Source organism: Campylobacter concisus (assembly GCF_902460415.1).
In the GTDB taxonomy this organism is placed as follows: domain Bacteria; phylum Campylobacterota; class Campylobacteria; order Campylobacterales; family Campylobacteraceae; genus Campylobacter_A; species Campylobacter_A concisus_Y.
Genome location: NZ_CABPTY010000002.1, coordinates 44350 through 67752, shown reverse-complemented (window position 1 = coordinate 67752; position 23403 = coordinate 44350). Strand labels below are relative to the sequence as shown.

At 39.1% G+C, this 23403-nt stretch carries 22 protein-coding genes; 16 read left to right on the top strand and 6 right to left on the bottom strand.

Annotated features, from left to right (window positions below):
- Window positions 1-48: 48 nt before the first annotated feature.
- Genes FZ940_RS04540 through modD form a run of 9 tightly spaced genes read left to right on the top strand, consistent with a single transcriptional unit; the run spans window position 49 to window position 6650 of the window.
- The gene (locus FZ940_RS04540; protein ID WP_021091233.1) at window positions 49-372 is read left to right on the top strand and encodes an HMA2 domain-containing protein; all 324 of its coding nucleotides are present in this window, start codon (window positions 49-51) and stop codon (window positions 370-372) included.
- Window positions 365-1015 carry a ferritin-like domain-containing protein gene (locus tag FZ940_RS04535; protein ID WP_103589311.1) on the top strand — a complete coding sequence of 217 codons (651 nt, stop codon included), beginning with the start codon at window positions 365-367 and terminating at the stop codon, window positions 1013-1015. The genes FZ940_RS04540 and FZ940_RS04535 overlap by 8 nt, the downstream gene beginning before the upstream one ends.
- Window positions 1008-1358: a hypothetical protein gene (locus FZ940_RS04530; RefSeq protein WP_103625172.1), complete on the top strand. Its 351-nt coding sequence runs from the start codon at window positions 1008-1010 to the stop codon at window positions 1356-1358. Before FZ940_RS04535 ends, FZ940_RS04530 begins: the two co-directional genes overlap by 8 nt.
- Window positions 1359-1367: 9 nt before the next feature.
- Window positions 1368-1682: a hypothetical protein gene (locus FZ940_RS04525; protein ID WP_103625173.1), complete on the top strand. Its 315-nt coding sequence runs from the start codon at window positions 1368-1370 to the stop codon at window positions 1680-1682.
- Window positions 1682-2005: an oxidoreductase gene (locus FZ940_RS04520; RefSeq protein ID WP_087577962.1), complete on the top strand. Its 324-nt coding sequence runs from the start codon at window positions 1682-1684 to the stop codon at window positions 2003-2005. The genes FZ940_RS04525 and FZ940_RS04520 overlap by 1 nt, the downstream gene beginning before the upstream one ends.
- A complete protein-coding gene (locus tag FZ940_RS04515; RefSeq protein WP_148822096.1) occupies window positions 1989-4064 on the top strand; it encodes a heavy metal translocating P-type ATPase in 2076 nt (691 codons plus the stop codon). The genes FZ940_RS04520 and FZ940_RS04515 overlap by 17 nt, the downstream gene beginning before the upstream one ends.
- 14 nt (window positions 4065-4078) lie before the next feature.
- Window positions 4079-5542, top strand: coding sequence for an alanine/glycine:cation symporter family protein (locus FZ940_RS04510; protein WP_262367598.1), 1464 nt, complete (start codon window positions 4079-4081; stop codon window positions 5540-5542).
- 12 nt (window positions 5543-5554) lie between these two features.
- The gene (locus FZ940_RS04505) at window positions 5555-5815 is read left to right on the top strand and encodes a helicase (RefSeq protein ID WP_087585279.1); all 261 of its coding nucleotides are present in this window, start codon (window positions 5555-5557) and stop codon (window positions 5813-5815) included.
- Between the two features lies 1 nt (window position 5816).
- Window positions 5817-6650, top strand: coding sequence for a ModD protein (modD, locus tag FZ940_RS04500; RefSeq protein WP_148821639.1), 834 nt, complete (start codon window positions 5817-5819; stop codon window positions 6648-6650).
- A 356-nt stretch (window positions 6651-7006) separates the two neighbouring features.
- On the opposite strand, the gene FZ940_RS04495 is transcribed toward modD, so the two are convergent.
- The 4 genes from FZ940_RS04495 to abc-f all read right to left on the bottom strand — a co-directional run bounded on the left by FZ940_RS04495 (window position 7007) and on the right by abc-f (window position 14010).
- Window positions 7007-8947, bottom strand: coding sequence for a BCCT family transporter (locus tag FZ940_RS04495; protein WP_148821637.1), 1941 nt, complete (start codon window positions 8945-8947; stop codon window positions 7007-7009).
- Between the two features lie 128 nt (window positions 8948-9075).
- Window positions 9076-10521, bottom strand: a complete 1446-nt coding sequence (locus FZ940_RS04490; RefSeq protein WP_148821635.1) for a DKNYY domain-containing protein — start codon at window positions 10519-10521, stop codon at window positions 9076-9078.
- A complete protein-coding gene (locus tag FZ940_RS04485; RefSeq protein WP_148821633.1) occupies window positions 10518-12035 on the bottom strand; it encodes a DKNYY domain-containing protein in 1518 nt (505 codons plus the stop codon). The genes FZ940_RS04490 and FZ940_RS04485 overlap by 4 nt, the downstream gene beginning before the upstream one ends.
- 43 nt (window positions 12036-12078) lie before the next feature.
- Complete coding sequence (abc-f, locus tag FZ940_RS04480) at window positions 12079-14010, bottom strand: ribosomal protection-like ABC-F family protein (RefSeq protein ID WP_148821631.1); 1932 nt, start codon at window positions 14008-14010, stop codon at window positions 12079-12081.
- Between the two features lie 103 nt (window positions 14011-14113).
- Between abc-f and FZ940_RS04475 the strand changes: the two genes are divergently transcribed.
- The 3 genes from FZ940_RS04475 to FZ940_RS04465 all read left to right on the top strand — a co-directional run bounded on the left by FZ940_RS04475 (window position 14114) and on the right by FZ940_RS04465 (window position 16630).
- Window positions 14114-15433, top strand: coding sequence for an MATE family efflux transporter (locus FZ940_RS04475; protein WP_148822095.1), 1320 nt, complete (start codon window positions 14114-14116; stop codon window positions 15431-15433).
- Window positions 15409-16071 carry a M48 family metallopeptidase gene (locus tag FZ940_RS04470; protein ID WP_187422137.1) on the top strand — a complete coding sequence of 221 codons (663 nt, stop codon included), beginning with the start codon at window positions 15409-15411 and terminating at the stop codon, window positions 16069-16071. Before FZ940_RS04475 ends, FZ940_RS04470 begins: the two co-directional genes overlap by 25 nt.
- A gap of 73 nt (window positions 16072-16144) precedes the next feature.
- Window positions 16145-16630, top strand: a complete 486-nt coding sequence (locus tag FZ940_RS04465) for a tetratricopeptide repeat protein (protein WP_087585286.1) — start codon at window positions 16145-16147, stop codon at window positions 16628-16630.
- 139 nt (window positions 16631-16769) lie between these two features.
- On the opposite strand, the gene FZ940_RS04460 is transcribed toward FZ940_RS04465, so the two are convergent.
- Window positions 16770-18836 carry a TRAP transporter permease gene (locus tag FZ940_RS04460; protein ID WP_148821629.1) on the bottom strand — a complete coding sequence of 689 codons (2067 nt, stop codon included), beginning with the start codon at window positions 18834-18836 and terminating at the stop codon, window positions 16770-16772.
- Between the two features lie 83 nt (window positions 18837-18919).
- Window positions 18920-19861, bottom strand: coding sequence for a TAXI family TRAP transporter solute-binding subunit (locus tag FZ940_RS04455; RefSeq protein ID WP_148821627.1), 942 nt, complete (start codon window positions 19859-19861; stop codon window positions 18920-18922).
- 314 nt (window positions 19862-20175) lie between these two features.
- On the opposite strand from FZ940_RS04455, the gene FZ940_RS04450 reads away from it, so the two are divergent.
- The 4 genes from FZ940_RS04450 to FZ940_RS04435 are packed head-to-tail and all read left to right on the top strand — an operon-like array spanning window position 20176 to window position 23387.
- Window positions 20176-21048: a phosphate ABC transporter substrate-binding protein gene (locus tag FZ940_RS04450; protein WP_084042175.1), complete on the top strand. Its 873-nt coding sequence runs from the start codon at window positions 20176-20178 to the stop codon at window positions 21046-21048.
- A 3-nt stretch (window positions 21049-21051) separates the two neighbouring features.
- On the top strand, window positions 21052-21909 hold the full coding sequence (gene pstC / locus FZ940_RS04445; protein WP_103579873.1) for a phosphate ABC transporter permease subunit PstC: 858 nt from the start codon (window positions 21052-21054) through the stop codon (window positions 21907-21909).
- On the top strand, window positions 21896-22753 hold the full coding sequence (locus FZ940_RS04440) for a PstA family ABC transporter permease (protein ID WP_103579872.1): 858 nt from the start codon (window positions 21896-21898) through the stop codon (window positions 22751-22753). Before pstC ends, FZ940_RS04440 begins: the two co-directional genes overlap by 14 nt.
- Complete coding sequence (locus FZ940_RS04435) at window positions 22722-23387, top strand: phosphate ABC transporter ATP-binding protein (RefSeq protein WP_148821626.1); 666 nt, start codon at window positions 22722-22724, stop codon at window positions 23385-23387. Before FZ940_RS04440 ends, FZ940_RS04435 begins: the two co-directional genes overlap by 32 nt.
- The last annotated feature ends 16 nt before the right edge of the window (window positions 23388-23403 follow it).

Here is a 23403-nt window from a genome sequence, read left to right as displayed (position 1 = left end):
TTATTTAAGCTGTGAAATAGATAATACGCAATTAAAAAAAGGATGAAAATGGATATAAAAACACAAACTTTAGCACAAGTTGCAAGCTATTTTTCAATGATAGCTCATACAAACGGCAGACTAAGAGTAAGAGTTAGTCCAAAGATAAAAGAGCTAAGTAGCAGCGTAAATTTAGCTAGCCTAGATGATGTGATAGCTCAAATAAATGGTATAAAAAATGTAAAATTTAACAAGCTAATCGGCTCTGTAACGATCGAATATGATCATGAAATTTTTCCAAAAAACCTTTGGGAAGATCTTTTAAAAGGGCAAAATTTAGAAGAAATTTCAACTAGAGTAAATGAAGTTGCAAAAGAAGTGAAATATGCTTAATGAACTTTTAAATGCATCATACACCAGCGAAAAGAACGCACTTAGTTTATATGAAAATTTAGCTTCATTTGGTGATGTTTTTAACGAGATCGCAAATATCAGAAAAAATGCGATCATTTTGATAGAAAAATTTGCGAGTACACATGATTATGAGCTTGCTTGCGAAAATGAAGCTATATTTTTGCCAGCAAAAAATAAAGAAGATGCACTAATACAAGCTTTAAACTACGAGTTAGAACTAAATAAAATGTATGAAAAATTTTGTGAAAGCCTAGATGATGAAGAGCTAAAAGATCTATTTTTTAGACTTTGGGCTACTTCAAATAACGAATATGTCACCTCTTTAAAACAACGCTTAAAAGAAATTTATAGTGGCTGTGAAATAAAAAATGAGCTAAATTTAAATGAAATTTCACAAAATTTTGAGCAAAATGGCATAACAAATATTTTAGAAAACTATCAAAATGACTTTAATGAGATAACTAAAAGCTTGCAAAATATCGCAAGTGGCAAGGCTGATAAAAGTGAGTTAGCAAAGATAACTAATAATCCAAATTTCTCGTTTTTTAGCGGACTTGCGCTTGGGGCATTAGGCATTTCAGTAGTTAGCAAAAATTTTAATAAGGATGAAGAAAATGAATAATTTACAAAATCAAACAAAGAAAGGATTTAAAATGGCATTACCATTTTTAGCGGGTTTAGCAGTAGGCGGTTTAGCGATAGCTGCTTGGAATAAAAGAGATAAGATCAAAGAGTACGCCCAAGATGGCTTTGATAAAGGCAAAGAGGCCGCAAAAGATCTTTACAAAAAAGGTAAAAGTGTTGCAAAAGATGCAAAAGACTTTATAGTAAAAGAAGAGAAAAAAGCAAAACGCGGTGCTAAAAAAGTAGAAAAAGAGGCTGAAAAAGTGGTAAAGAAAACAAGAAAACCACGCACTAAAAAGCCAGCTGCTCCAAAAGCTATCACACCAAACGATATAGCTTAAGGATAGAGAATGCAAGAAAATAGTCTTTTTACACTTTCAAGCACAAGACTTCCATTTGATCACTTCATCAGTGGTGCTTTAATCGCTGGCATGGGTGCAACTGCACTTGGCTTTAGCGACTATCTAAATAATAGAGCAACTAAAAAAGATGTCGCTAAAAAGATAGCGAAATACGCTGTAACAGGTGGTTTTGTAGGTGCTGTTGGTATTCATGCTTCAAATTTAATAGCACAAAAAAAATATCTAAATGCAGCAGCTTTTACAGCAGCTGGTATCGGCGGTCTTTTGATAGCAGAAAAACTAATAAAATTGGAGAGTAAATAATGAACAACCCTTACATCAACGAAGAAAACGTAGCAAGTGAAACTGCGGCTAACAATGCAGCAGCTACTCAGCCAAGCGCAATTGATAACGCAATAAACAATGCAGCTCAAAATTTACCATTTGTACCTGAAAATTTTAATGCTGCTGGCTTTGTAAAAGGTCTAGTTTTAGGTGGTATCGCAGCTTATGTACTAACTAATCCAAAAGCACAAGAGTGCGTATTTAAAGCGATTATCAAAGGTGGCGAGCTTATAAATGCTGGCATAGAAGAACTAAAAGAGCGTTTTGAAGATGTCAAAGCAGAACTTGACTCACAAAAATAAGATCACTCTAGCTCACAAGAGTAAAAATAGAGCGAGGTTTATTTGCGAGAGCCTAAACGCTAGAAGCGACGTCAGCGCTATCGAGGCTGCGATCTCAGAGCGAACTGATGCACTAAGTGTTCGTGTAAATAAATACGCAAAAAGCATTATCGTTGAATACAATAAAAACTACGATAAAATTTTAAACTTTATAAAGAGCTATGAATTTCCAACAAAGGCTAAAGATCCAAATTTGCCAAGCAAGGCAAATATCTATAAGGCTGCTGCTGCACTTGGTATAACGCCATTTATGAGCAATAAAACTCTAAAATCAGCCGTGACTCTTTATGCCACAGCGCCAAATTTAATAGAAGGTGCAAAAGAGCTAAGGCATGAGGGCGTTACTTCAAAAGTGCTTGAGGCAACTGCCATTGGCACTAGCCTAGCAATGGGCGATCATTTAGCAGCAAATAGCACAAATTTGATGATAAATATCGGCGAATATATGGAAGAAAGTGCTAGTCACAGAAGTGATGATCTCATCAAAGAGCTAGCAAAACCAAATATCGAAGAAGTCTGGGTCGAGAGAAATTTAAATGGTGAAAAGACGCTTGAAAAAGTAAAAACCGAAAATTTAAAAAAGGGCGACATCGTAGTAGTTGGAGCTGGTGAGACGATAGGTGTTGATGGCTATATCGTTGAAGGTAACGCTGATGTAAACCAAGTCTCAATGACCGGAGAGGCTGAGCCTATACCAAAAGCTAGAGGCGACCGTGTTATAAGTGGCACTGTGGTTGATGAAGGTAGGATAAAAATTTGGGCTGAAAATGTAGGTAGTGATACAGCAACAGCTAGGATCAAAGAGTACATACAAACTTCACTCAATGAAAAATCAGCCATTGGTGTAAAAGCGTTAAAACTAGCTGATAAACTTGTGCCTGTTACAATCTCGCTTGCTGGACTTTCATACATTATAAATAAAAATATGAATAGTGTTGCTAGCGTACTTCAAGCAGACTACTCTTGCGCATTAAAGCTTGCTACACCAGTTGCTTTTAAATCAAGCATCTCAAAAGCAGGCAGAAACGGCATTCTTGTAAAAGGTGCAAAGGCGATCGAAGCTTTAAGCTCAGTTGATACTTTTGTATTTGACAAGACCGGCACTCTGACACACGGACGCCTAAGTGTAGTTGAAATTTACTCATTTAAAGAGGGCTTTTCTCAAAATGATATATTAAATTTAACTGCAAGTGCCGAAGAGCACTACTTTCATCCAGTAGCCGAAGCAATAGTTGAAGCTGCAAATAAGCGTGGTTTCCACCATATTCATCACGATGAAGTTGAATTTATCGTAGCTCACGGCGTAAAAACTGCGATGCACGGCAAAGAGGTGGTTATCGGCAGTAGACACTTTTTAGAAGATGACGAGATGATAAGCTTTAAAGCTCATGAAGCTTTAATAAGCAAAGCATTAAATAGCGGACTAACCTTACTCTATGTAGGATATGATAAAGAGCTAGTTGGCGTCATCGCTATGAAAGATGATATGAGAGAAAACGCAAAAGATATGGTTAAAAAGCTAAGAAGCCTTGGCGTAAAAGAGGTCGTCATGCTAAGCGGCGACATCAAAAGCAAGGCTGAAGAAGTAGCACGTGAGCTTGGACTTGATAGGGTCTATGCAGAGTGCTTACCAACAGATAAAGCAGCTATCATCGAAGAGCTAAAGAGTGAGGGCAAAAAAGTAGCCTTTGTGGGAGATGGCATAAATGATGCTCCAAGTCTAACTAAGGCAAATGTGGGCATAAGCATGCACAAAGGTGCTGATATAGCTAAAGCGACGGCTGACATAAGTCTTTTAAAAGACGACATCATGAGCGTAGCTCTCGTAAAAGAGCTTGCAAATAAAACAATGGATTTAATTAGCTCAAATTTCCGCTCAACCGTTGGCGTAAACACAGCTATACTAAGTGCTGCGACACTTGGCATGTTAAATCCAATAGCAACTGCCATGCTTCATAATGGCACAACGATTTGGCTTTTATTAAACTCAATGAAGGGCGTAAAATTCAAATCGAAATAAATTTGAAAGGGTAGATGGTGCTTGATAGTTTCTTAAATTTTTTAAACGGCAAAATGGACGTAGCCAACGACTTTTTATATGGATATTTTTTAGTCATTATTCTTGTGGCTACGGGAATTTATTTTAGTTATTTGACTCGTTTTGTGCAGTTTAGGATGTTTTTTGAGGCTTGCAGGGTCTTAGTAGAAAAAAAAGACAAGTACAATAAGCACCATTTAACGCCGTTTCAAGCACTTATGATCTCGACTGCTTCACGCGTTGGCATAGGCAATATCGCTGGAATTTCAGCTGCCATTGTTGCGGGCGGTCCTGGTGCTCTTTTTTGGATGTGCTTGATGGCATTTTTAGGATCAGCTTCAGCTTTTATAGAGAGTACGCTAGCACAAATTTATAAGACAAAAGACGTTTTTGGATTTAAAGGTGGTCCAGCTTATTACATCAAAAATGGCCTTGGCATAAAGTGGTTGGCTTCGCTTTTTGCGGTGATTCTCATCATCACCTACGCATACGGCTTTAACGGCCTTCAAAGCTACACCATGACATCAGCTTTTGAAATTTACTATGACAAAGCTGGTAGCAACGTTAGCTTTGCACAAAGTGGCCTACCTGTTGGCATCGGCCTTATCCTTACAGCATTTGCGGCGGTTATGTTTTTTAGCAAAAGTCACATCATCGGTAAAGTAAGCTCATACATCGTGCCTTTCATGGCACTTGCCTACATCTCGCTAGCACTTATTTCTATCGTTTTAAATTTCAAAGAAATTCCTGATGTTATCAAGATGATCTTGGAAAATGCTTTTGATTTTAAAGCCATATTTGGCGGATTTGCCGGCAGCGTGATCGTAATAGGCATCAAAAGAGGCCTTTTCTCAAACGAAGCTGGCATGGGCTCAGCTCCAAACGCAGCAGCCGCAGCACATACTAGCCACCCAGTAAAACAAGGCCTAGTTCAAGCAATGGCAGTCTTTATAGACATGACTATATGTATCGCTTCTGGTATGATCGTGCTATTTTCACAGGCCTATCTTACGAAGCAAACTGGATCAAGTGGTGAGGTGCTAATAGCACTTCCTCTCGTTCAAGCCGCTATGAAAGAGTACTTTGGCGAATTTGGAGTTCATTTTACCACTCTTGCAGTCGTACTTTTTGCTATCACTTCACTTATTGGCAACTACTACTACGCTCAGGCAAATATGAAATTTTTAACCAAAAACCACAAGCTTACGTTGCTATTTAAGATAACGGCCGTCGTTATGATATTTATTGGTGCTCAAATGAATTTAAAGCTCGCTTGGAATATCGCTGATATCACGATGGCTGCAATGGCAACTATTAATATTATCGCTATATTCTTACTTTCAAAGGTAGTGATAATAGCAGTCAAAGACTACGAAGCTCAAAGAAAGGCTGGGCTAAATCCAGAATTTGACCCAGAAAGTCTTGGTATAAAAAATACAAGTTGCTGGAATAAAAACTAAATGGAGAAGAATTTGAAAAACGAAACAAAAATAAGTGGCAAACTACTTGATATAAACACTCATAGACAAGTATCAAAAGTCGGTATGGGCATCACTTTAGCCTCAGTTTGCTTAAGTGCCCTTTTTATGAAAAGAAATAAAAGCATTAAGAAATTTCACGTTGCTTCAGGCATTGCATTTACCTGCTTTGCTCTTTATCATGCTGGGCTTTATGATAATGGAATCTTCAAAAAAATGATAATAAAAGCAAAAAATGAGGTAAAAAAGGCATAAAATGACACTTAGCGACGCAGAAATTCTAAGCTACATAAATGAAGATGTACCTTACTTTGATCTTACTACATCGCTTCAAAATATCGATAAAAATGCCTCACTTGAAATTTATTCACGTGATGAAATTTGTGTTAGCTGCGTTGATGTGGCCGCAAGTGTTGCAAGGCTACTTGGGTGTGAGAGTGAAATTTTTGTGCAAAATTCTCAAATTTGCAAAGCTGGCGATGTAATCATAAAAATTTATGGCAGCTACGAAGATGTGCATAAAGCTTGGAAACTAGCTCAAGTCGCACTAGAATATGCTAGCGCCATCGCCACTTATACAAATAAAATGGTAAATGCCACAAAGTGCGTCAATGAAAAATGTGAAATTTTAGCAACCAGAAAGAGTTTTCCATTTGCTAAGAAATTTTGCGTAAAAGCCGTACTTGAAGGCGGTGGTGGTATCCATAGGCTTGGGCTTAGCGATAGCATTTTATTTTTTAAAAACCACATGAAAGCCTACGGTAGCTTTGATAAATTTTTATCGCATTTACCAGAGTTTAAAGCAAAAATGGCCGAGCGAAAAATATGCATCGAAGCCGAAAATTTAGATGAAGCAAGCAAGCTTCTAAAAGCAAAGTGTGACGTCGTGCAGTGTGATAAATTTAGTCCAGAACTCATCGAAAATGTACTCTCTTTAAGAGATGAGATTTCGCCAAATACCATTATCCTAGCAGCCGGTGGTATAAATTTATCAAATGCAAAAGATTACGCAAATGCCGATGCGATAGTAACATCAGCGATGTATTCAAAAGGCGTTGCTGATATCAGCACCAGACTTGAGATTTTATAAATTTTTACAATGACCGATACAGCAAAACATCTATCAAAGTTAAAAATTTACAGAAAATGCATTTTGGCTCTGGAATTTGAACGATACGCAACAAAAAATTAACATTTTTTATTTCAAATTTATCTCATAGCTACAAGCAAAAATACAAACTAATAAAGTTAAATTTTCTAATTTGTTTTCTCTAAAAAATAAGGACACTCATATCTTGCTTTACACCACGTGCATAAATTCATTTAAATTTTAAAATTTACAAACAAGTATATCACGCTTTTAAATTCAGTAACAAACGATAACGAGTGAGTAAAATTTAGAATTTGCCTAGAAATTTTCAAATTCCAGGCAAATTTCACTCAAATTTACTCTCTAACAACATGTAAAAACTGCATATGTTTGCGGTATTGCTCTATGACGTCGTTTATCAGCGTGGCTTCGCTCCAGCCAAGCACATCGTAGTCCTGACCGCCCTCTTTTAGATAGACCTCAGCCCTGTAGTAAAGATCGTCGCCGTCAAGCTCTCTGGTGTAGTCTGGGCTCTGGCTCTTGGTGAGATAGACGCCATATCTAAAGTCCATCTCGTCGCCAAGTCCGACATTTAAATTTACAAAATTTTCGCCATTTGTGACCTTTGCTTCAAGGCCGTTTTTGGCAAATTCCTCTTTTAACTCGTTAAAAGCTTTTAGCACAACTTCGTTTAAAAATTTCTTGCCATCTTTTTTGCCTGGTAGCGTAATGATCGCACTTAGTCGCTCTTGCCAAGGTTTTGAAAGATCGCTAAGAGGCATGTTGTTAAAGTTATTTGTCTCTTTTTTGGTCACATCGACGCGCAAGGCTTTAAATAGCCCGTAAATGGCGCCAAGTAGCACGATAGCAAACGGCAATGCCGTGGTGATTGTGAGAGCTTGAAGCGAGCCAAGACCGCCGGCTAGCATCAAAAATGCCGCCACGACGCCAACTGTAACACCCCAAAAGACCTTTTGCCAAACTGGTGTATCGTCCTTGCCGTTTGAGCAAAGCATGTTCATAACAAGCGCCGCAGAGTCGGCAGAAGTCACGAAAAATATGACGATCATAAAGACCGCGATCGTGCTTAGCACGCCTGAAAAGCTAAATTTCTCCAAAAACATAAAAAGCGCCGAAGCCGAGTCGGAATTTACAGTCGTAGCTAGCTCGCTAAAGCCGCCTTGCACAAGAGCGATCGCTGAGTTACCAAAAAAGCTCATCCAAGCAAAAGTAAAGCCGGTTGGCACGAGAAGCACGCCGATCACAAATTCTCTTATCGTCCTGCCTTTTGAAATTTTAGCGATAAATAGCCCCACAAACGGCGACCAAGATAGCCACCAAGCCCAGTATAGCAGCGTCCAGCCGCCTAGCCAACTCTCATTTTGCCTCTCGTAGGCGTAGAGGTTAAAGGTGTTTGAGATGAGAGTCGAGACGTAGTCGCCGCTGTTTTGCACAAACGACTTTAAAAGCTGCGTCGTATCGCCCAAAAATAGTATCAAAAACATAAAACAAATGGCTAGCGCGATATTTGAGTTTGATAAAATTTTAATCCCCTTATCCACGCCGCTTGCAGCTGAGACGGTCGCAGCCAGACAAAGCACGACAAGAAGCGTGATGTGCATAGTCGGCAGACCAAAAACGTGCGTAAGACCCGCATTTACCTGAAGTACGCCGTATCCTAGAGAGGTCGCCACGCCAAATAGCGTCGCCACGACGGCAAATGTGTCGATGGCGCTACCTATCTTGCCGTAAATTTTATCTCCGATGATCGGATAAAATGCCGATCTAAGCGTGAGCGGCAAGCCATGTCTATACGAGAAAAAGGCAAGTATCAGCGCCACGATAGCATAGACCGACCATGCGCCCATACCCCAGTGAAAGAAGGTGATATTCATCGCTAGCTTTTGCGCTGCGATAGTTTGCGCGTCGCCAACTGGTGGGTTTAGATAGTGCATGAGCGGCTCGGCCACGCCAAAAAACACAAGCCCGATGCCCATGCCGGCGGCAAAAAGCATAGAAAACCACGAGATATTTTTGTGCTCTGGCTTTACGTGATCGGCTCCTAGTTTGATCTCGCCAAGCTTGCTAAAGCCAAGGATAATGATACTTATAAGTATGACGGCGACGGCCAGGATGTAAAACCAGCCGAATTTGGCCGCGATGTAGTTTTGCATACCTTTAAAAAACTCATTTGAGAAATTTGGAAATATCGCTGCAAATGCCGTTATTAAAAATATGACGACAAGCGATGGGATAAATACCGAATTGTTAAATTTCGACCTTTGAAATTTGATCATTTTTCTCCTTTTTTTTGTAAATTTCAGCTTCATTTCAAAATAACAAAAAAGAGTAAATGGGTCAAATTTTCTCTTTAAATTTTTATGAAATTTTAAGCTTTAGCCACCAAAAATAGCCACTTTGAAATTTATCTCAAGTCGCTTTTATCTCTCTTTGGTTTTGCAAGAGTTATTAGCACTATGACGACAAAAGCAATGCCAAATGTGATATACAAAATGATCTTTGGCGAGTCATACTCTATCCTCGACCTTGCGACCTCTTCGCCGCTTGCCTCCACTAGCTCGCCACGTTTTATCATCTCGCTGATATCTTTTGCGCTAAGCTCTTTAGACGCTCTTGTTAAAATTTCTATGACGCCAAGATCCGCCACCTCATAAACGCTATGCTTTATGCCATAAAATGGCTTTATCTTGCTAAAAAAATAGTGCTTATCGCCGTTTGCATATACTGCGCCATATTCGCCATCTTTTACCAGCCCTATCTCACGCCAAGAGCTACTTGGGGCAAATTTATATAAAGAGACTGTTTGCGTCTCTAAGTGCCTGCCGTGCTTTGAACGCCGCCACTCTTCGCCTTGCTGTAAGAAATACGCCGAGCTCTCATCTACAAAAACGTCAGCATAGAGCCTTTTTAGCTCGCCTTTTAGCTGGTAGTCTGAAATTTTAGCTTGTTCGTTTTTCGTGCTATCCCAAAAGTAAATTCCATCTTTGCTGGCAAAAAGAGGCCAAAACGAGTGCACGTTATCTACGCTATAAATGGCGCTATAAGGCATATTTTGAGCGCTAAATTTACGCTCATTTGCAAACGCCGCCCCACTTTTTGGCTCAAAAAGATATTCTATATCGTGCTTTGGGTCATAACATATCCGGCGCACCTCATCTGTGTAGCTCATATCAAGCTTATAAAAGCCTAAAAATAGGCTTTTACCATCTGTGTAATATCCGCTAGGAGCGCCATTTTCTGCCGTGATGTATCTTAGCTCGCTAGGCTGCGCGTCAAGCTTTTCGCCCTTGTAGTAAAGCGTGCCGCCATCTCTTGCAAAGCCAGCGTCAAATATAGGCTCTAAATTTGCACTTTCAACCAGCTTTGTCCTATAAAAATATGAGCTATCATCGTAGCTTTTTATAAAGACGTGAGCGACGCTTTTCATAACGGCGATAAATTCGTTAAATCCCGCCTTTTTCTCGCTTCTAGTGCTGCAATAATAGCTTATCTTGCCGTCACTTATATAGCCATTGCCAAGCACTTTGGCGCTCTTTGGATCAAGACCAGGCAAAATTTCTCTAGCGCAATAGACGCTGTTTTTATCAGCCGCCACGTTTGAGTAGTCATATGCGTGTTTTAGCTTTAAGACCCTAAAACTAGCTTCATCGACGCCTTTTAGCTCATGCTTGCCGCTACCTGAAATTTGAATATAAATTTTACCCTCTGGCGAGCGATAAAACCCGCTACTATCTATGTTTGCAAAGCTTCTTTGATACTCGCCCTCATGCCACAGATAAAGCATCGCCAAAACAAAAAGTAGCGTCAAGATGACTAAAAAATAAATAAATCTAATAGCAATTTTTCTCATAATCTATAATCATCTACCCTTTTTTTAAGCTTTTTTGTTTGCTTTTTATTTTTAAAAATAGCGCCAACTACCGAGGCCACAAATGCAATGGCAAGAAATATCCAGTAGGCATATTTTTGCGAGTAATCATCAAAGTCGCTTATCGCATCGATCACCATCTCACCATCAGCTGGCGTCATAGCGCCTTGATCTACCATTTTTACTATCTCATCAAGTTTTAAATTCTTAACATTTGGACCATAAGGACGAGTGAGAATTTCAACCACGCCAAGGTCGTTTATATCATAAACACTGATGTTAAAATGCCAGCCGTAGCCGACGTTATCAAAATAATATGTCTTATCTCCGTTTGCATAAACCGCTCCGTAGCCATCGTTTCTTACAAGCCCTATCTTTCGCCACTGCTCTTTTGTATCAAGCCTTACGATACACGTGTGGCGTGAGCTTAGGCTGTGATCATTTTTCGTGTTGTGCCAAATTTCATAGGTTTTTAGAAAATATGTCTTGCCATCACTTATCACCACGTCGCCATATAGCGGCGTTATCTCGCCTTTAAACGGATCGTCTCCGTCTCTTACAAACTCGCCCTCATCTATGCTGTTATACCACTGCCACTTTCGCTCCCAGTGATAGATACCGCCTTTGCCACGAAAGAGCGCATGATAGGAGTGCTCATCTTTTAGGTTAAAAAGTGGCTCGTATGGGGCAAATTTTGGGTCAAATTCATGATCGTTTGCATAGACCATGCCAGAATTTGGCTCATACAGATAGTGAATGCGCCATATCTCGCCGATATCACGCATTTGCGGGCTAAATTTGATCCCTAGTTTTGTGCTGTCATAATAGACATTTTCTCCGTCAGTCGTGAAATGCATGCTCTTTCTGCCAGATATCTGCTCGATATATCGCATCTTGCTGGCATTTGCGCCATCTAGCTCTTTGCCCTCATGATAGACCTTTACTCCGTCGCTTGCGTAGCCAAAGCCCAAGATCGCTGCTAAATTTACGTTATCAACCTGTCTAAATTTATAGATATGAGTTTGCGCTTTAGGCGTATCAAACATTTTATGTGAGAAGATGTCCCAAAACTCTTTAAGTGCGGATATTTCAAGGTTTGTCTCGCTTACGCTATCACAAAAATATGTGATCTTGCCATCGCCAAAATAGCCGTTGCCAAGCGCTCTAACGCCATTTGGATCAAGCCCGCTCATCACGAGATTGCCACAATATACCGCCTTATCGCTAGCACCAACGTTTCTGTTGTCGTATTTGCCGGTGTCAATGTATCTAAATTTGCTGGCCCTCACGCCTATTAGCTCAAATTTACCCCCACTTGGCACCATGGCATAGACCTTGTCATATTCGGTGGTATAAAACACACTGCCTCTTATATCTTTAAATTTTTCTCTATCTTCATCTATATAGCCAGCGGAAATAAACATAAATATATAAATACCAAGCAAGATAAAAGCAAAAAGTAGCACTATGACAATTATTGGGTATTTTTTTATCATTTTAAACCTGCAAATGACTTCATCTTGCGATACTTTATCTTCCCTACTCCAGTGCCTCGGCGATCTCAAGCACTTCAAAGTACTCATTTTCTAGGCTCTCAAGCTGGGCTTTTGCCTTTTCAAGCTCTTCATAAAGCTTAGTAAGACCTACTTCTTGATAAATTTTAGGATCACTTAAACCTTCATTTAGCTCAGAAATTTTTGCTTCAAGGGCTGAAATTTTATCTGGATATGTATTTAAAATTTGCGTTTGTTTGTAGCTTAGTTTTACGCCGGTTTTGCTCTTTTGTTTAGCTTCATTTTGGTTATTTGAGAGCTCTTTTTCAAATTTATCAAGCTCTTTTAGCTCATCTTCAAGCTCCAAATAGACGCTATACTCTTCATGCAAGACATTTATCTTTGTGCCCTCAAACGCCCAGAGCTTATTTGCCATCTTATCGACAAAATATCTATCGTGGCTTACTAGCAAGATAGCCCCCTCAAAGCTTTGCAAGTAGTCTTCTAAAATGTTGATAGTTGCGATATCAAGGTCATTTGTCGGCTCGTCAAGCACCAGCACATCGTAAGTTTTAGTAAAAAGAAGTGCAAGCGCGATGCGGTTTTTCTCGCCGCCACTTAAAACGCCTATCTTTTTATCTAAAAATTCCTTTGGAAAGAGAAAATTTTTAAGATAGCCATAAACATGCATATTTCGCCCACGAACCAGCACGTGATCGCCGCCATTTGGGCAAAATGTCTCTATAAGGCTCTTATCATCATCAAGGACATTTCTAGCTTGATCAAAATAACCGATACTCACCTCGCCTCTTTTTATCTCGCCGCTACTTTGCTTTTCAAGTCCTAGCAAAATTTTAAGTAGCGTGCTTTTGCCACTACCGTTTCGCCCAACTATGGCTATCCTCTCGCCCTGCAAGATTCTTGCGTCAAATTTTTCAAAAAGCACTTTGCCGTCTATGCTTTTGCTTAAATTTTTAAACTCAAATAGCATTTTTTTGCGGTTTTGGCTCTGCGTTTGGTTAAAATTTTTGCTCGCACGCTCAAGCTCTAGCCTCACGCGTCTTATCACGCCTGGATTTTTCTTAGCCTCTTCGCGCATGGCGAGCACTCGCTCTTTTCTGCCCTCGTTTCGCTTTAGCCTAGCTTTCACGCCGCGCCTTAGCCACTCCTCTTCGGCTTTTAGCTGTTTTAACAGAGTCTCATGCGACTTTGCAAGGCTTGCTAAAATTTCCTCTTTTTTGGTTAGATAGTTTGCATATCCGCCCTCGAAATTTTTTAAGCTTGCATCCTCAACCTCAACGCACCTGGTTGCCAGCGCATCGATAAAATACCTATCGTGACTTATAAAAACTATGCTTTGATTTGAGCCCTTTAGCATATCTTCAAGAAATTTGACCATGTAAACATCAAGGTGGTTTGTTGGCTCGTCAAGCAAAAGCACATCTGGCTTTTTAAGGATGAGTGCACCCAGTGCCACGCGTCTGATCTCGCCGCCACTTAGTGAGCAAATGGGTCTATTTTCATACTCTTTTAGTTTAAATTCTTGCAAAATTCTCTCGATCTTGTGCTCGATATTCCAGCCGTCCTTTGCCTCTATAAATTTTAAAAGCCTCTCTTGCTCTTTTAAAATTTCTTTGTTCTCTGGGTCACTTGCTAGCAAAACACCGCTCTTTTCATATTCGCTTATCGCGTCAAATATCTCTTTTAGCTCGTTATTTAACGCCTGCCTTACGGTAAAAGTTGCGTTAAAATTTGGAGTTTGAGCTAGCATTTCGACGCTTATTAAACTCTGCACTATGCGTCTGCCACTATCTACTGCCACCTCGCCAGAGATGATCTTCATAAGCGTACTTTTACCGCTGCCATTTTTGCCGATGATAGCTATTTTCTCATTTTCATTTACACTAAAATTTACAGCGTTTAAAATCTCGTTTGCGCCAAATTTTTTACTTACGTCTATCAGGTCGATTAATGCCATTTTTCTCTCATTTTTTAAATTTCTCGCGATTATATCAAAAGGGAGCTAAAACCTAATTTGGCTATAATTGCCACATAAATTTAGACTTTCAAGCGAGCATTTAATGAATCTTTCTATAAAAAAATTAGTAATTCCTATATTTTTAGATATGTTTTTACACTTCATTACGCTCATCATCAACACTTACATGGTTACAAAAGTGAGTGTGCATCTAGTTGGTGCAATGGGTGCTGGTAATCAAGTGATGGATCTTTTTATGACCATTTTTAACTTCCTAAGCATTGGCTGTTCAATCGTCGTCGCCCAAGCACTTGGAGCTAAAAAGAACGATCTTGCTTCAAACGTCATACACGCAAGCATCACGTCAAATACGCTCTTTGGTATCTTCTCAGCTATCATCATCTACGTCTTTGGCTACAACATCTTAAATTTACTAAACGTGCCAAAAGAGCTTATAAATGATAGCTTCTCATATCTTCATATCCTTGGCTTTGCCCTACTTTTTGATGGTATCGGCATGGTGCTAGCTGCGGTACTTCGTGTTTATAACCTAGCAACTGCTGTTATGCTAACTTCAGTTTTAATGAACGTAATTACGATTTTAGGCAATGCTATCTCCCTTTTTGGCTGGTTTAATCTGCCAAATTTAGGCCTACAAGGAGTCGCTATCTCGACACTTGTTGGTAGACTAGTAGGCATTTTCGTGCTAGCTTATATGCTAAGTCAAAAGGCAAAAATTAAAATTTACTTTAAAAAGCTACTTGTCGTACCATTTGAAATTTTAAAGAAAATCCTCTCAATTGGCCTTCCAAGTGCAGGCGAAAATTTACTCTGGATGGCGCAATACATGGTCGCTTTTGGCTTTGTGGCAAGCATGGGCGAGGCTAGCCTTAGCGTGCAGACCATTTACTTTCAGATCACGCTTCTTATCTTGCTTTGTGGAGCAAGCATCAGCGTAGCAAACGAGGTCATTGTAGGACATTTAGTTGGAGCAAGTGAGTTTAACGAGGCCTATACAAGGACATTTAGAGCGCTAAGACTTGGAGTTTTTATCACGCTAGTAGTCGTGCTTATAGCTTATGCACTAAAGTATCAAATCATGGACGCACTAAATTTAAATGAAAATTTACGTGCGATCATGCTACCGCTTTTTACACTTTCGATATTTCTTGAAGCAGGCAGAACCTTTAACATAGTCATCGTAAACGCCCTTCGTGCAAGCGGCGACGCAAAATTTCCACTAGCAACCGGGCTTATCTTTATGTGGGGGCTTTCGCTGCCACTTGGATATTTTTTAGGCATCTATCTTGGTTGGGGAATTATCGGCGTTTGGATAGGGTTTTGTGCTGATGAATGGCTAAGGGGCCTTGCAAATACGTGGCGTTGGAGAAGCAAAAAATGGCAAGAAAAACGCCTAGTTTAAAGCAAAAGAGTATAAATTTAGACTTTTATGGGCTAAGCGTTTTAATAAATTTTAAAACAAATGTAAAATCCATGCGTCTAAGAGTTGGCAAGGACGCTAAAATCACGCTATCTATGCCATTTTACAGCACACAAAAGATGGCTCTTAGCTTTCTTGAGATGCACAGAATTTGGCTTGAAAATACTTACAAGAAAGCTCTTGCAAATTTACCAAAAGATGATGAGATGAAATTTCTTGGACAAATTTATAAGATAAAATTTGATGAAAATTTTAAAGAGCCATTTTTTGATGGCGAGTTTGTCTTTACGCCAAATTTAAAAAGCCTTGAGTGTTTTGTAAAAGTAAGAGCAAAAGAGCTATTTTTAGAGCTTGTAAGCCATTTTCAGCCTTTTATAAATAAGCCAATCAAGCGCATCGTCATACGAAATAGCAAAACTCGCTGGGGTAGTTGCAATCACAAAAAAGGCTATATAAACCTAAGCCTAAGACTCATAGAAAAGCCGCTCTCAGCCGTACGCTACGTCGTTCTTCACGAGCTAACACACCTGCTCTATCCGCATCATCAAAAAAGTTTTTACGATTTTATAGAAAAAATCATGCCTGATTATAAAAAACAAGAGCAAATTTTAAAAGCGTAATTATTTTTCATCAAGTAAGTGTAAAAATTAATATGCTAAAATTGCATGTTAATTCACAAAAAAGGGAATTTCAATGAAAAAAATGATTTTTATCTCAATATTAGCTGCTTGTGCTTTTGCAGGTAACTTTGAAGATGGCCTAAAGGCATATGGGAGCTCGAATTTCAAAGAAGCTTTAGCTAAATTTGAAGCAGGATGTGCAGAAAATGATGCAAAATCATGTGTAAAAACTGGCGCCATTTATCAGCTAGGCAAAACAGCGACACCGGATCTAGACAAGGCTTTAGAGTATTATAATAAAGCTTGCCAAAGCGGTGAAAAAGAAGGTTGCTCGGCAGCTGGTGGGCTTTATCTAAATACTGAGCCGCAAAAAGCAAGAGAACTTTTTAATAAAGCTTGTGATAAGAATGATGGATATTCTTGCGAGATGGTAGGTTCTATCTTGATAGAAGCTAAAGAATTTAAAAAAGCTTATGAATTTTTAGTAAAAGGCTGCGAATTAGGCGATAAGATGTCTTGCGAATTTGCAGGAGATCTAAGACGCTCAAAACAACTATAATTTTTAGGCTTACGAGCCTAAAAATTTCTTAAAACAAAAAATCCAAAAAACACTTATTTTAAATAGAAATTACTCAAAGTATAAAGGTGGCTCTAAAAATTTATATTAGAAATTTAGGCAAGAATGCTCTTGCCTAAGGTTAGATTATTTTTATTTGATCAAGTGGTTTGTCTTTAATACCCCATTGAGTCATAAAAACAAATCCATAAAGTACAGCAGCTACGATATAAGCAGTGTATTCGTTTGGTATAAGATTAAATTTCGCACATATATTTGGTACAAGAGCTAGTGGCACAACAGGGATCAAAAGAATACGCTCCCAGATCCTAAGCTTTGTGACATAGTAGCCTTGAAGTAAGCTTGAAAAAGCAAACATTCCCACGATCGCCATACCAAAGACAAGTAAAATTTCAAGTGGATTGCTCATCCAGACTATTCCTTTTGAATCAAGCGGATCGCCCTCATTTACGCTTTCTATTAGCATAAGTTTGTTATTAAAGAAAAAGGCAAATGGTAAGATCGCCGTTCTTAGATCATAAAAGAATCCTTGAACGCCAACGGTTATAGGATTTGCTTTAGCAATACCAGCTGCCGCATAAGCTGCGATGCCAACTGGTGGCGTATCATCAGCTAAAATTCCAAAGTAAAATACAAAAAGATGCACAGCAATGGCTGGGATCAAAAAGCCATTTTTGTGCGCCAAAAATAAAATGACAGGTGCCACAAGACTTGAAACTACGATGTAGTTTGCTGTTGTTGGAAGGCCCATTCCTAGTATAAGTGACATCAACGCAGTAAGAAGCAATATCATAACTATATTATCACCAGCAAGCAACTCAACTAAATCTGAAAGTACTTGGCCAAGGCCAGTTAAAGAGATAGAGCCCACGATGATGCCAGCAAGCGCTGTTGCGATGGCAATAGTAGTCATACTTTTTGCAGCTGCAACCATCGCCCAAAATATATCCTCAAAGCCAAGAAGTACGTCATTTATGCCAACTTTTTCGCCACTTGCTAGCTTTTTAGTTGGCTCTTGAAAGATCATTATTAAAAATAAAAATCCAATCGCATTAAATGCTGCAGCGATGGCTGACTCTTTTGCGATTAATAGCGTATAAAGCAAAATCAAAATCGGAGTTATATAGTGAAGTCCACTTACAAAAATTTTAAATCTTGAGTGAAACTCGCTTTGATTTATACCTTTTAAGCCAAGCTTCACACTCTCTAAATGAACGATAAAAAATAGCGACAAATAACAAGCAAACGCTGGGATAACCGCCGCCATCATGACATTTGTATATGTCATGCCTAAAAACTCAGCGATGATAAAAGCAGCTGCGCCCATGATCGGAGGCATAAGCTGTCCATTTACGCCAGCTGCAACCTCGATGGCTCCAGCTTTTGTGCGCGAAAGACCAGCTTTTTTCATAAGTGGTATGGTAAATGTACCAACTGTTACAACATTTGCAGTGGAGCTTCCTGAAACCATGCCAGTTAGGCCACTTGCTATGACTGAAGCCTTAGCTGGGCCGCCTCTATATTTTCCAAGAAGAGAGAAAGCTAAATTTATGAAGTATTGTCCAGCACCTGCTCTCTCAAGCAATGAGCCAAAAAGAACAAAAAGATAGATAAAACTAACACTAACTCCGATAGGCACACCAAAGATGCCCTCAGTCGTTAAAAACATATGTCCTGCGATCTTTTCAAAGCTTGCACCCTGATGAGCAATGATATCTGGCATATAAGGGCCAAAGTGATCATATATCAAAAATAGTATACAAATAATTGGAAGTGCTGGCCCCATTACGCGTCTACCAGCCTCAAGCAAGACAATGATCGCTAAAAACGATATGACGATATCTTGCGTGATGTAGTCCCCTGTCCTATCAGCTAGCTCATAAAAATAAACAGCTGGATAAAGCACGGCTACAACGCCTACCACACAAAAGACCAGATCGTAAAATGGCAAACTAGAATGTGCCTTTTTATGAAAAGTGACTGGGTAGAGTAAAAATACAAGCCCAACCGCAAAGGCTAAGTGTATCGAGCGCGAAATGTTGGTATTTAGTGGAAAATAAGCTATGTAAAGCTGAAAAACTGACCAAGAAAAGCATACGATCGCAATGAAATAGTTGTAAAAATTGCTATTTATCTCCCTTGTCTTTACTTCGACAAATTGTTCTTCGTTATCTTTGACTTCGTTCATCTCTCTCCTTTAAAATTTAAATATATAAATTAAAAATTTGCATATTTAAATTTTATCCAGAGGCAAAAGCCCCTGGAAATGGATTATTTTAAAATACCAGCCTCTTTAAATGCAGCCTCTGCAGCTGGGTGAAGCGGAGCTGAAAGACCTTGAACAAGATCTTCTTTATTTACTGATTTTAGCGCTGGGTGAAGAGTTTTATACTCATCAAAGTTGTCTAAAATAGCTTTTATCACAGCTTTTACAGCCTCGTCCTTTGTATCTTTGCTAGTTACTAAAACAGCTTTTACACCAATAGTATTTACATCGTGATCAACGCCGTCATATGAGCCTTTTGGGATCACACCTTTTGCAAAGTATGGCTTCTCTTTAAGAAGATTATCAATCTCGCTACCTTCGATATTTAGGATATCAATAGGTAAAGATGTCGCAGCATCAGTAATATTTGCAGTTGGGTGACCGACGACAAAGCTGTATCCGTCTATCTTTTTATCTTTTAGTGCGTGTGGGCATTCACCAACTGTTAAAACACCGCGGTAGCCTAGTTTTGAAACGTCAAAGCCTTTTGCTTTAAAGACTTCAAGCGTGCTCACTTCGTTGCCACTGCCTGGGTTTCCGACGTTATATTTTTTACCTGCAAATGAAGCAAGATCACTTGTAAGACCGCTATCTTTTGCTACAACAAATGCAAGAAGTTCTGGATAGATAGCAACTACTGAGCGTAAATTTTCATCTTTTGCTCCGTCAAATTTGCCAGTACCGTTAAATTTATCATAGACAACGTCACTTTGAACGAAGCCAAATGTAAGCTCTTTTTTGAGGACGTTATTCACGTTATAGACTGAGCCGCCAGTTGATTGGACTGAGCATTTTACATTAGTATTTTTGTTTGCTAAACGGCAAATCGCTCCACCTATCGGATAATAAGTACCTGTCATGCCGCCAGTACCGATACTGATAAATTCTTTTGCTGAAAGAGTTGTTGCTAAAAGCAAGCCAGCAAGTGCCAAAGAAGTAGTTTTCATCTAAGATCCTTTCAAGAAATTTAAGGCTATTTTATTCTATAAATTTAGCTTTTTACCTTATTTGATATGATATTTTCATGCCGTTTTAGTAAAGTTGCAACCATTCTACACAATCAAGACTTAAAAAAATATTTTCTTAAGATTAAATTTATATTTCTTTATCAGCCAAAATAAATTTGATAAACCGGCTATTTAAATATCATTTTTTATTGTATAATCCACCGCAGTTCTAAGTTTTAGAAAAACTGTTGCAAATTTACAACTAATCAATAGCTTTTACAAATGTTAATAACAATCAAATTTTGGAGATTTTTATGAAAAAATCACTTATGTTGGCCGCTTCTATGCTGCTTTTATCTTTAAATTTCGCTTCTGGTGCGGATGAAAAAACGCAAGTTAGCTTTAGTGGCTCATCTACTCTAGCTCCAGTCATCGCTAAAATTTCAACCGACTTTATCGAAAAGTACGAGACTTGGGACAAAGTTGATAGCTCTTTACCAAACAAAAACATCACTATCTTTGTCTCAGCTGGTGGTTCTGGCGCTGGTGTAAAAGCTGTGCTTGATCATGTCGCTGACTTTGGTATGCTAGCTCGCGACATAAAAGATAGCGAAAAAGCAAAGATCAAAGATATGAAAGCCTATACGCTTGGCATAGACGCACTTTGCGTAGCTGTAAACCCAGAAAATGAAGTGATAAAGCTAAAGGGCGGAAATTTGAGTAAAGATGAGATCGTCAAAATTTTCTCAGGCGAGTATAAAAAGTGGAGCGATCTTGACAAATCCCTACCAAATGACGAAATAGTCGTAGTTACAAGAGATCTTGGCGGCGGTGCTCACGAGGTATTTCAAAAAAAGATAATGAAAGATGTCAAAGTTAGCAAAAACGTCATCCAGTCACCTTCAATGGGCGCGCTTGTATCAAAAATAATCGAAAATAAAAACGCTATTGGCTACGCATCTTTTGGTATCACAAACCAAAACAAAGGCAAGCTAATACCACTAAACGTTGACGGCGTCGAGCCAACTGTAAAAAATATAGTTGATGGCAAATACTACATCTCTCGTCCGCTCATCATCGTAAAAAGTGGTGATCTAAGCAAGAGCGAGCAAATTTTTGTTGACGTACTAAATTCAGCCGAAGGTCAAAAGACTATCGAAAAAATGGGATTTATACCAGTAAAATAGCCAATGACAGGGCAAATTTTTAAAGGCGGGGTATATGCTTTCACACTTTTATCCGCCATGCTTTTGCTTTTACTCGTGGGGTTTTTGCTGCTAAATTCCACGAGTTTCTTTGCAGAAGTAAGTCTCTTTGACTTCTTACTAAATGGCGACTGGGACGTTAGCACGGAGCCATTTAGCTTTGGGCTTTTTAATATCCTAATCGCAAATTTTGCAGTCGCATTTCTAGCTTGCATATTTTCATTTTTCATCTCGCTTGGAGTTACTATCTTTATCTGCTTTTTTGCGAACGCCTGGCTTAGGCACGTGCTAGACTGGATGATAAGAATACTAGCTGGCATACCCTCTATCATATATGGATTTTTCGCGCTTTACACGGTTGTAAAAATTTTAGAGTCAGGGCTAAAAATGTCCGCTGGCGAGTCAGTCTTGGCCGCTAGCCTCATCCTTAGCGTCATGATACTGCCCTTTTTTACCTCGCACTTGCTCCAAAGTGTTGATCTGCTAAAGCAAAATTTCAAAACAAACTCAGACGCGCTTGGCGTAAGCACGGGATATTTTATAAGAAAAGTCATTTTTAGAAAATCCATAAAAGCTAGCATTTCAGGCTTTATACTCGCATTCTCAAGGGCAGCTGGCGAGACGATGGCTGTGATGATGGTCATAGGCAACACTCCACTTTTTCCGCACCTACTCTCAAAAGCTCAGACCATACCATCTCTAATAGCCCTTGAAATGGGCATGAGCGAGGCTGGTAGCTTGCACTATCACGCCCTAATAGCAAGCGGATTTGTCCTGCTTGTTTTTATATTTTTGCTAAATATTTTTATCTTTAAATTTGAGAAAAACAATGAACGCTTTTAAAGATCATCTAGTCAAATTTTACGCCTATCTTTGCGTTTTTATAGTCGTTGCGGTGATATTTTGGATATTTTATTTCATCTTCGCAAATGGCATCTCTCAGATAAATTTAGACTTTCTAACTAAAAATCCGCAAGGTTTAAATTTAGGTGAGAGTGGCGGCATAAAAAACGCTATCATAGGCTCATTTTTGCTGATGCTACTATCTATGATATTTTCTGCACTTCTTGGCGTTAGCTGCGCCATTTATAGGCAAATTTACTGCACCTCTGGCAAGATCAAGCTTGGGCTTAAATTTATCATCCAAACGATGGCCTCCATACCCTCTATCTTGCTTGGGATGTTTGTTTATGGGCTTTTTATAGTTAGTCTTGATATCCCAAAGAGCCTGCTAACAGCTAGCATTACGCTTGCTTTGATGGTCTTTCCATTCGTTGAAGTAAGCGTTGAAAAGGTGATCTCGCAGATCGATGAAAAGATGTTAAGAGATAGCTTCGCGCTTGGTGTTGATAAAAATTTCATGGCTAGAAAGCTGGTTTTGCCAGCTATTAGAAAAAATATAATATCTATTTTAATACTTGCTGGCAGCTACGCCATAGGGGCTACCGCACCGCTACTTTTAACTGGAGTCGTCTTCATGGCAAAAGTAGAGGGGCTGCTCTCGCCAGTCATGGCACTGCCTTTTCATCTGCACATGCTACTAAGCCAGTCAGTCGCAACGCAAAATGCCTACGCCACGGCGCTCGTGCTCATTTTTATATTGATCATTTTGCATCTGCTTTCAGCCGTAGTTTTATTTGATATAGGAGAGAAAATTGCCAGATATTTTAAACATAAAAGATCTTAGTATTTTTTATCAAGATAATGAAATTTTAAAAGATCTAAATTTAAGCGTCGCCGAAAACGAGATCATCTGTCTAATGGGCAGCTCAGGATGTGGTAAATCGACATTTCTTTCAGCGCTAAATGGCTTTTTGGAGCAAAAAGGCGGCAGATATAGCGGAGAGATACTATTTAAAGGCGAAAATATCAAAAATAAGGGCGAAATTTGGCTAAGACGAAAGCTAGCTATACTCTTTCAAGACGCCACGCTCTTTCCTTTTAGTGTCGAGAGAAATTTGACCTATGCAATGGAATTTTACGAGGGCAGCATAAAAGATAAGCAAAAAAGGGTAGAAGAGCTACTTAAAAGCGTAAATTTACTAGGTGAAATAAGTGACCTAGATATGCCAGCTAGCAAGCTCTCTGGTGGTCAAAAGCAAAGACTTTGCATCGCAAGGATGCTAACTACAAAACCTGAAGTGCTCATGCTTGACGAGCCTTGCTCATCGCTTGATATGAAAAATATTTTGATCGTAGAGGAGCTTTTAAAAAGCTTGTCGCAAAGATACACCATCATCATCACCACGCACAATGAAGAGCAGACAAAAAGGCTTGGCGGCAGGATAGTTCGAATTGTAGATAAGAAATTTACATTTTAAAAGAGCTAGAAATTCT

Excerpts from the sequence above, each read along its gene's own strand:
- FZ940_RS04540 (WP_021091233.1), top strand. The coding sequence starts at position 49 with ATGGATATAAAAACACAAACTTTAGCACAAGTTGCAAGCTATTTTTCA.
- FZ940_RS04535 (WP_103589311.1), top strand. The coding sequence starts at position 365 with ATGCTTAATGAACTTTTAAATGCATCATACACCAGCGAAAAGAACGCA.
- FZ940_RS04530 (WP_103625172.1), top strand. The coding sequence starts at position 1,008 with ATGAATAATTTACAAAATCAAACAAAGAAAGGATTTAAAATGGCATTA.
- FZ940_RS04525 (WP_103625173.1), top strand. The coding sequence starts at position 1,368 with ATGCAAGAAAATAGTCTTTTTACACTTTCAAGCACAAGACTTCCATTT.
- FZ940_RS04520 (WP_087577962.1), top strand. The coding sequence starts at position 1,682 with ATGAACAACCCTTACATCAACGAAGAAAACGTAGCAAGTGAAACTGCG.
- FZ940_RS04510 (WP_262367598.1), top strand. The coding sequence starts at position 4,079 with ATGGTGCTTGATAGTTTCTTAAATTTTTTAAACGGCAAAATGGACGTA.
- modD (WP_148821639.1), top strand. The coding sequence starts at position 5,817 with ATGACACTTAGCGACGCAGAAATTCTAAGCTACATAAATGAAGATGTA.
- FZ940_RS04495 (WP_148821637.1), bottom strand. The coding sequence starts at position 8,947 with ATGATCAAATTTCAAAGGTCGAAATTTAACAATTCGGTATTTATCCCA.
- FZ940_RS04490 (WP_148821635.1), bottom strand. The coding sequence starts at position 10,521 with ATGAGAAAAATTGCTATTAGATTTATTTATTTTTTAGTCATCTTGACG.
- FZ940_RS04485 (WP_148821633.1), bottom strand. The coding sequence starts at position 12,035 with ATGATAAAAAAATACCCAATAATTGTCATAGTGCTACTTTTTGCTTTT.
- abc-f (WP_148821631.1), bottom strand. The coding sequence starts at position 14,010 with ATGGCATTAATCGACCTGATAGACGTAAGTAAAAAATTTGGCGCAAAC.
- FZ940_RS04475 (WP_148822095.1), top strand. The coding sequence starts at position 14,114 with ATGAATCTTTCTATAAAAAAATTAGTAATTCCTATATTTTTAGATATG.
- FZ940_RS04470 (WP_187422137.1), top strand. The coding sequence starts at position 15,409 with ATGGCAAGAAAAACGCCTAGTTTAAAGCAAAAGAGTATAAATTTAGAC.
- FZ940_RS04465 (WP_087585286.1), top strand. The coding sequence starts at position 16,145 with ATGAAAAAAATGATTTTTATCTCAATATTAGCTGCTTGTGCTTTTGCA.
- FZ940_RS04460 (WP_148821629.1), bottom strand. The coding sequence starts at position 18,836 with ATGAACGAAGTCAAAGATAACGAAGAACAATTTGTCGAAGTAAAGACA.
- FZ940_RS04455 (WP_148821627.1), bottom strand. The coding sequence starts at position 19,861 with ATGAAAACTACTTCTTTGGCACTTGCTGGCTTGCTTTTAGCAACAACT.
- FZ940_RS04450 (WP_084042175.1), top strand. The coding sequence starts at position 20,176 with ATGAAAAAATCACTTATGTTGGCCGCTTCTATGCTGCTTTTATCTTTA.
- pstC (WP_103579873.1), top strand. The coding sequence starts at position 21,052 with ATGACAGGGCAAATTTTTAAAGGCGGGGTATATGCTTTCACACTTTTA.
- FZ940_RS04440 (WP_103579872.1), top strand. The coding sequence starts at position 21,896 with ATGAACGCTTTTAAAGATCATCTAGTCAAATTTTACGCCTATCTTTGC.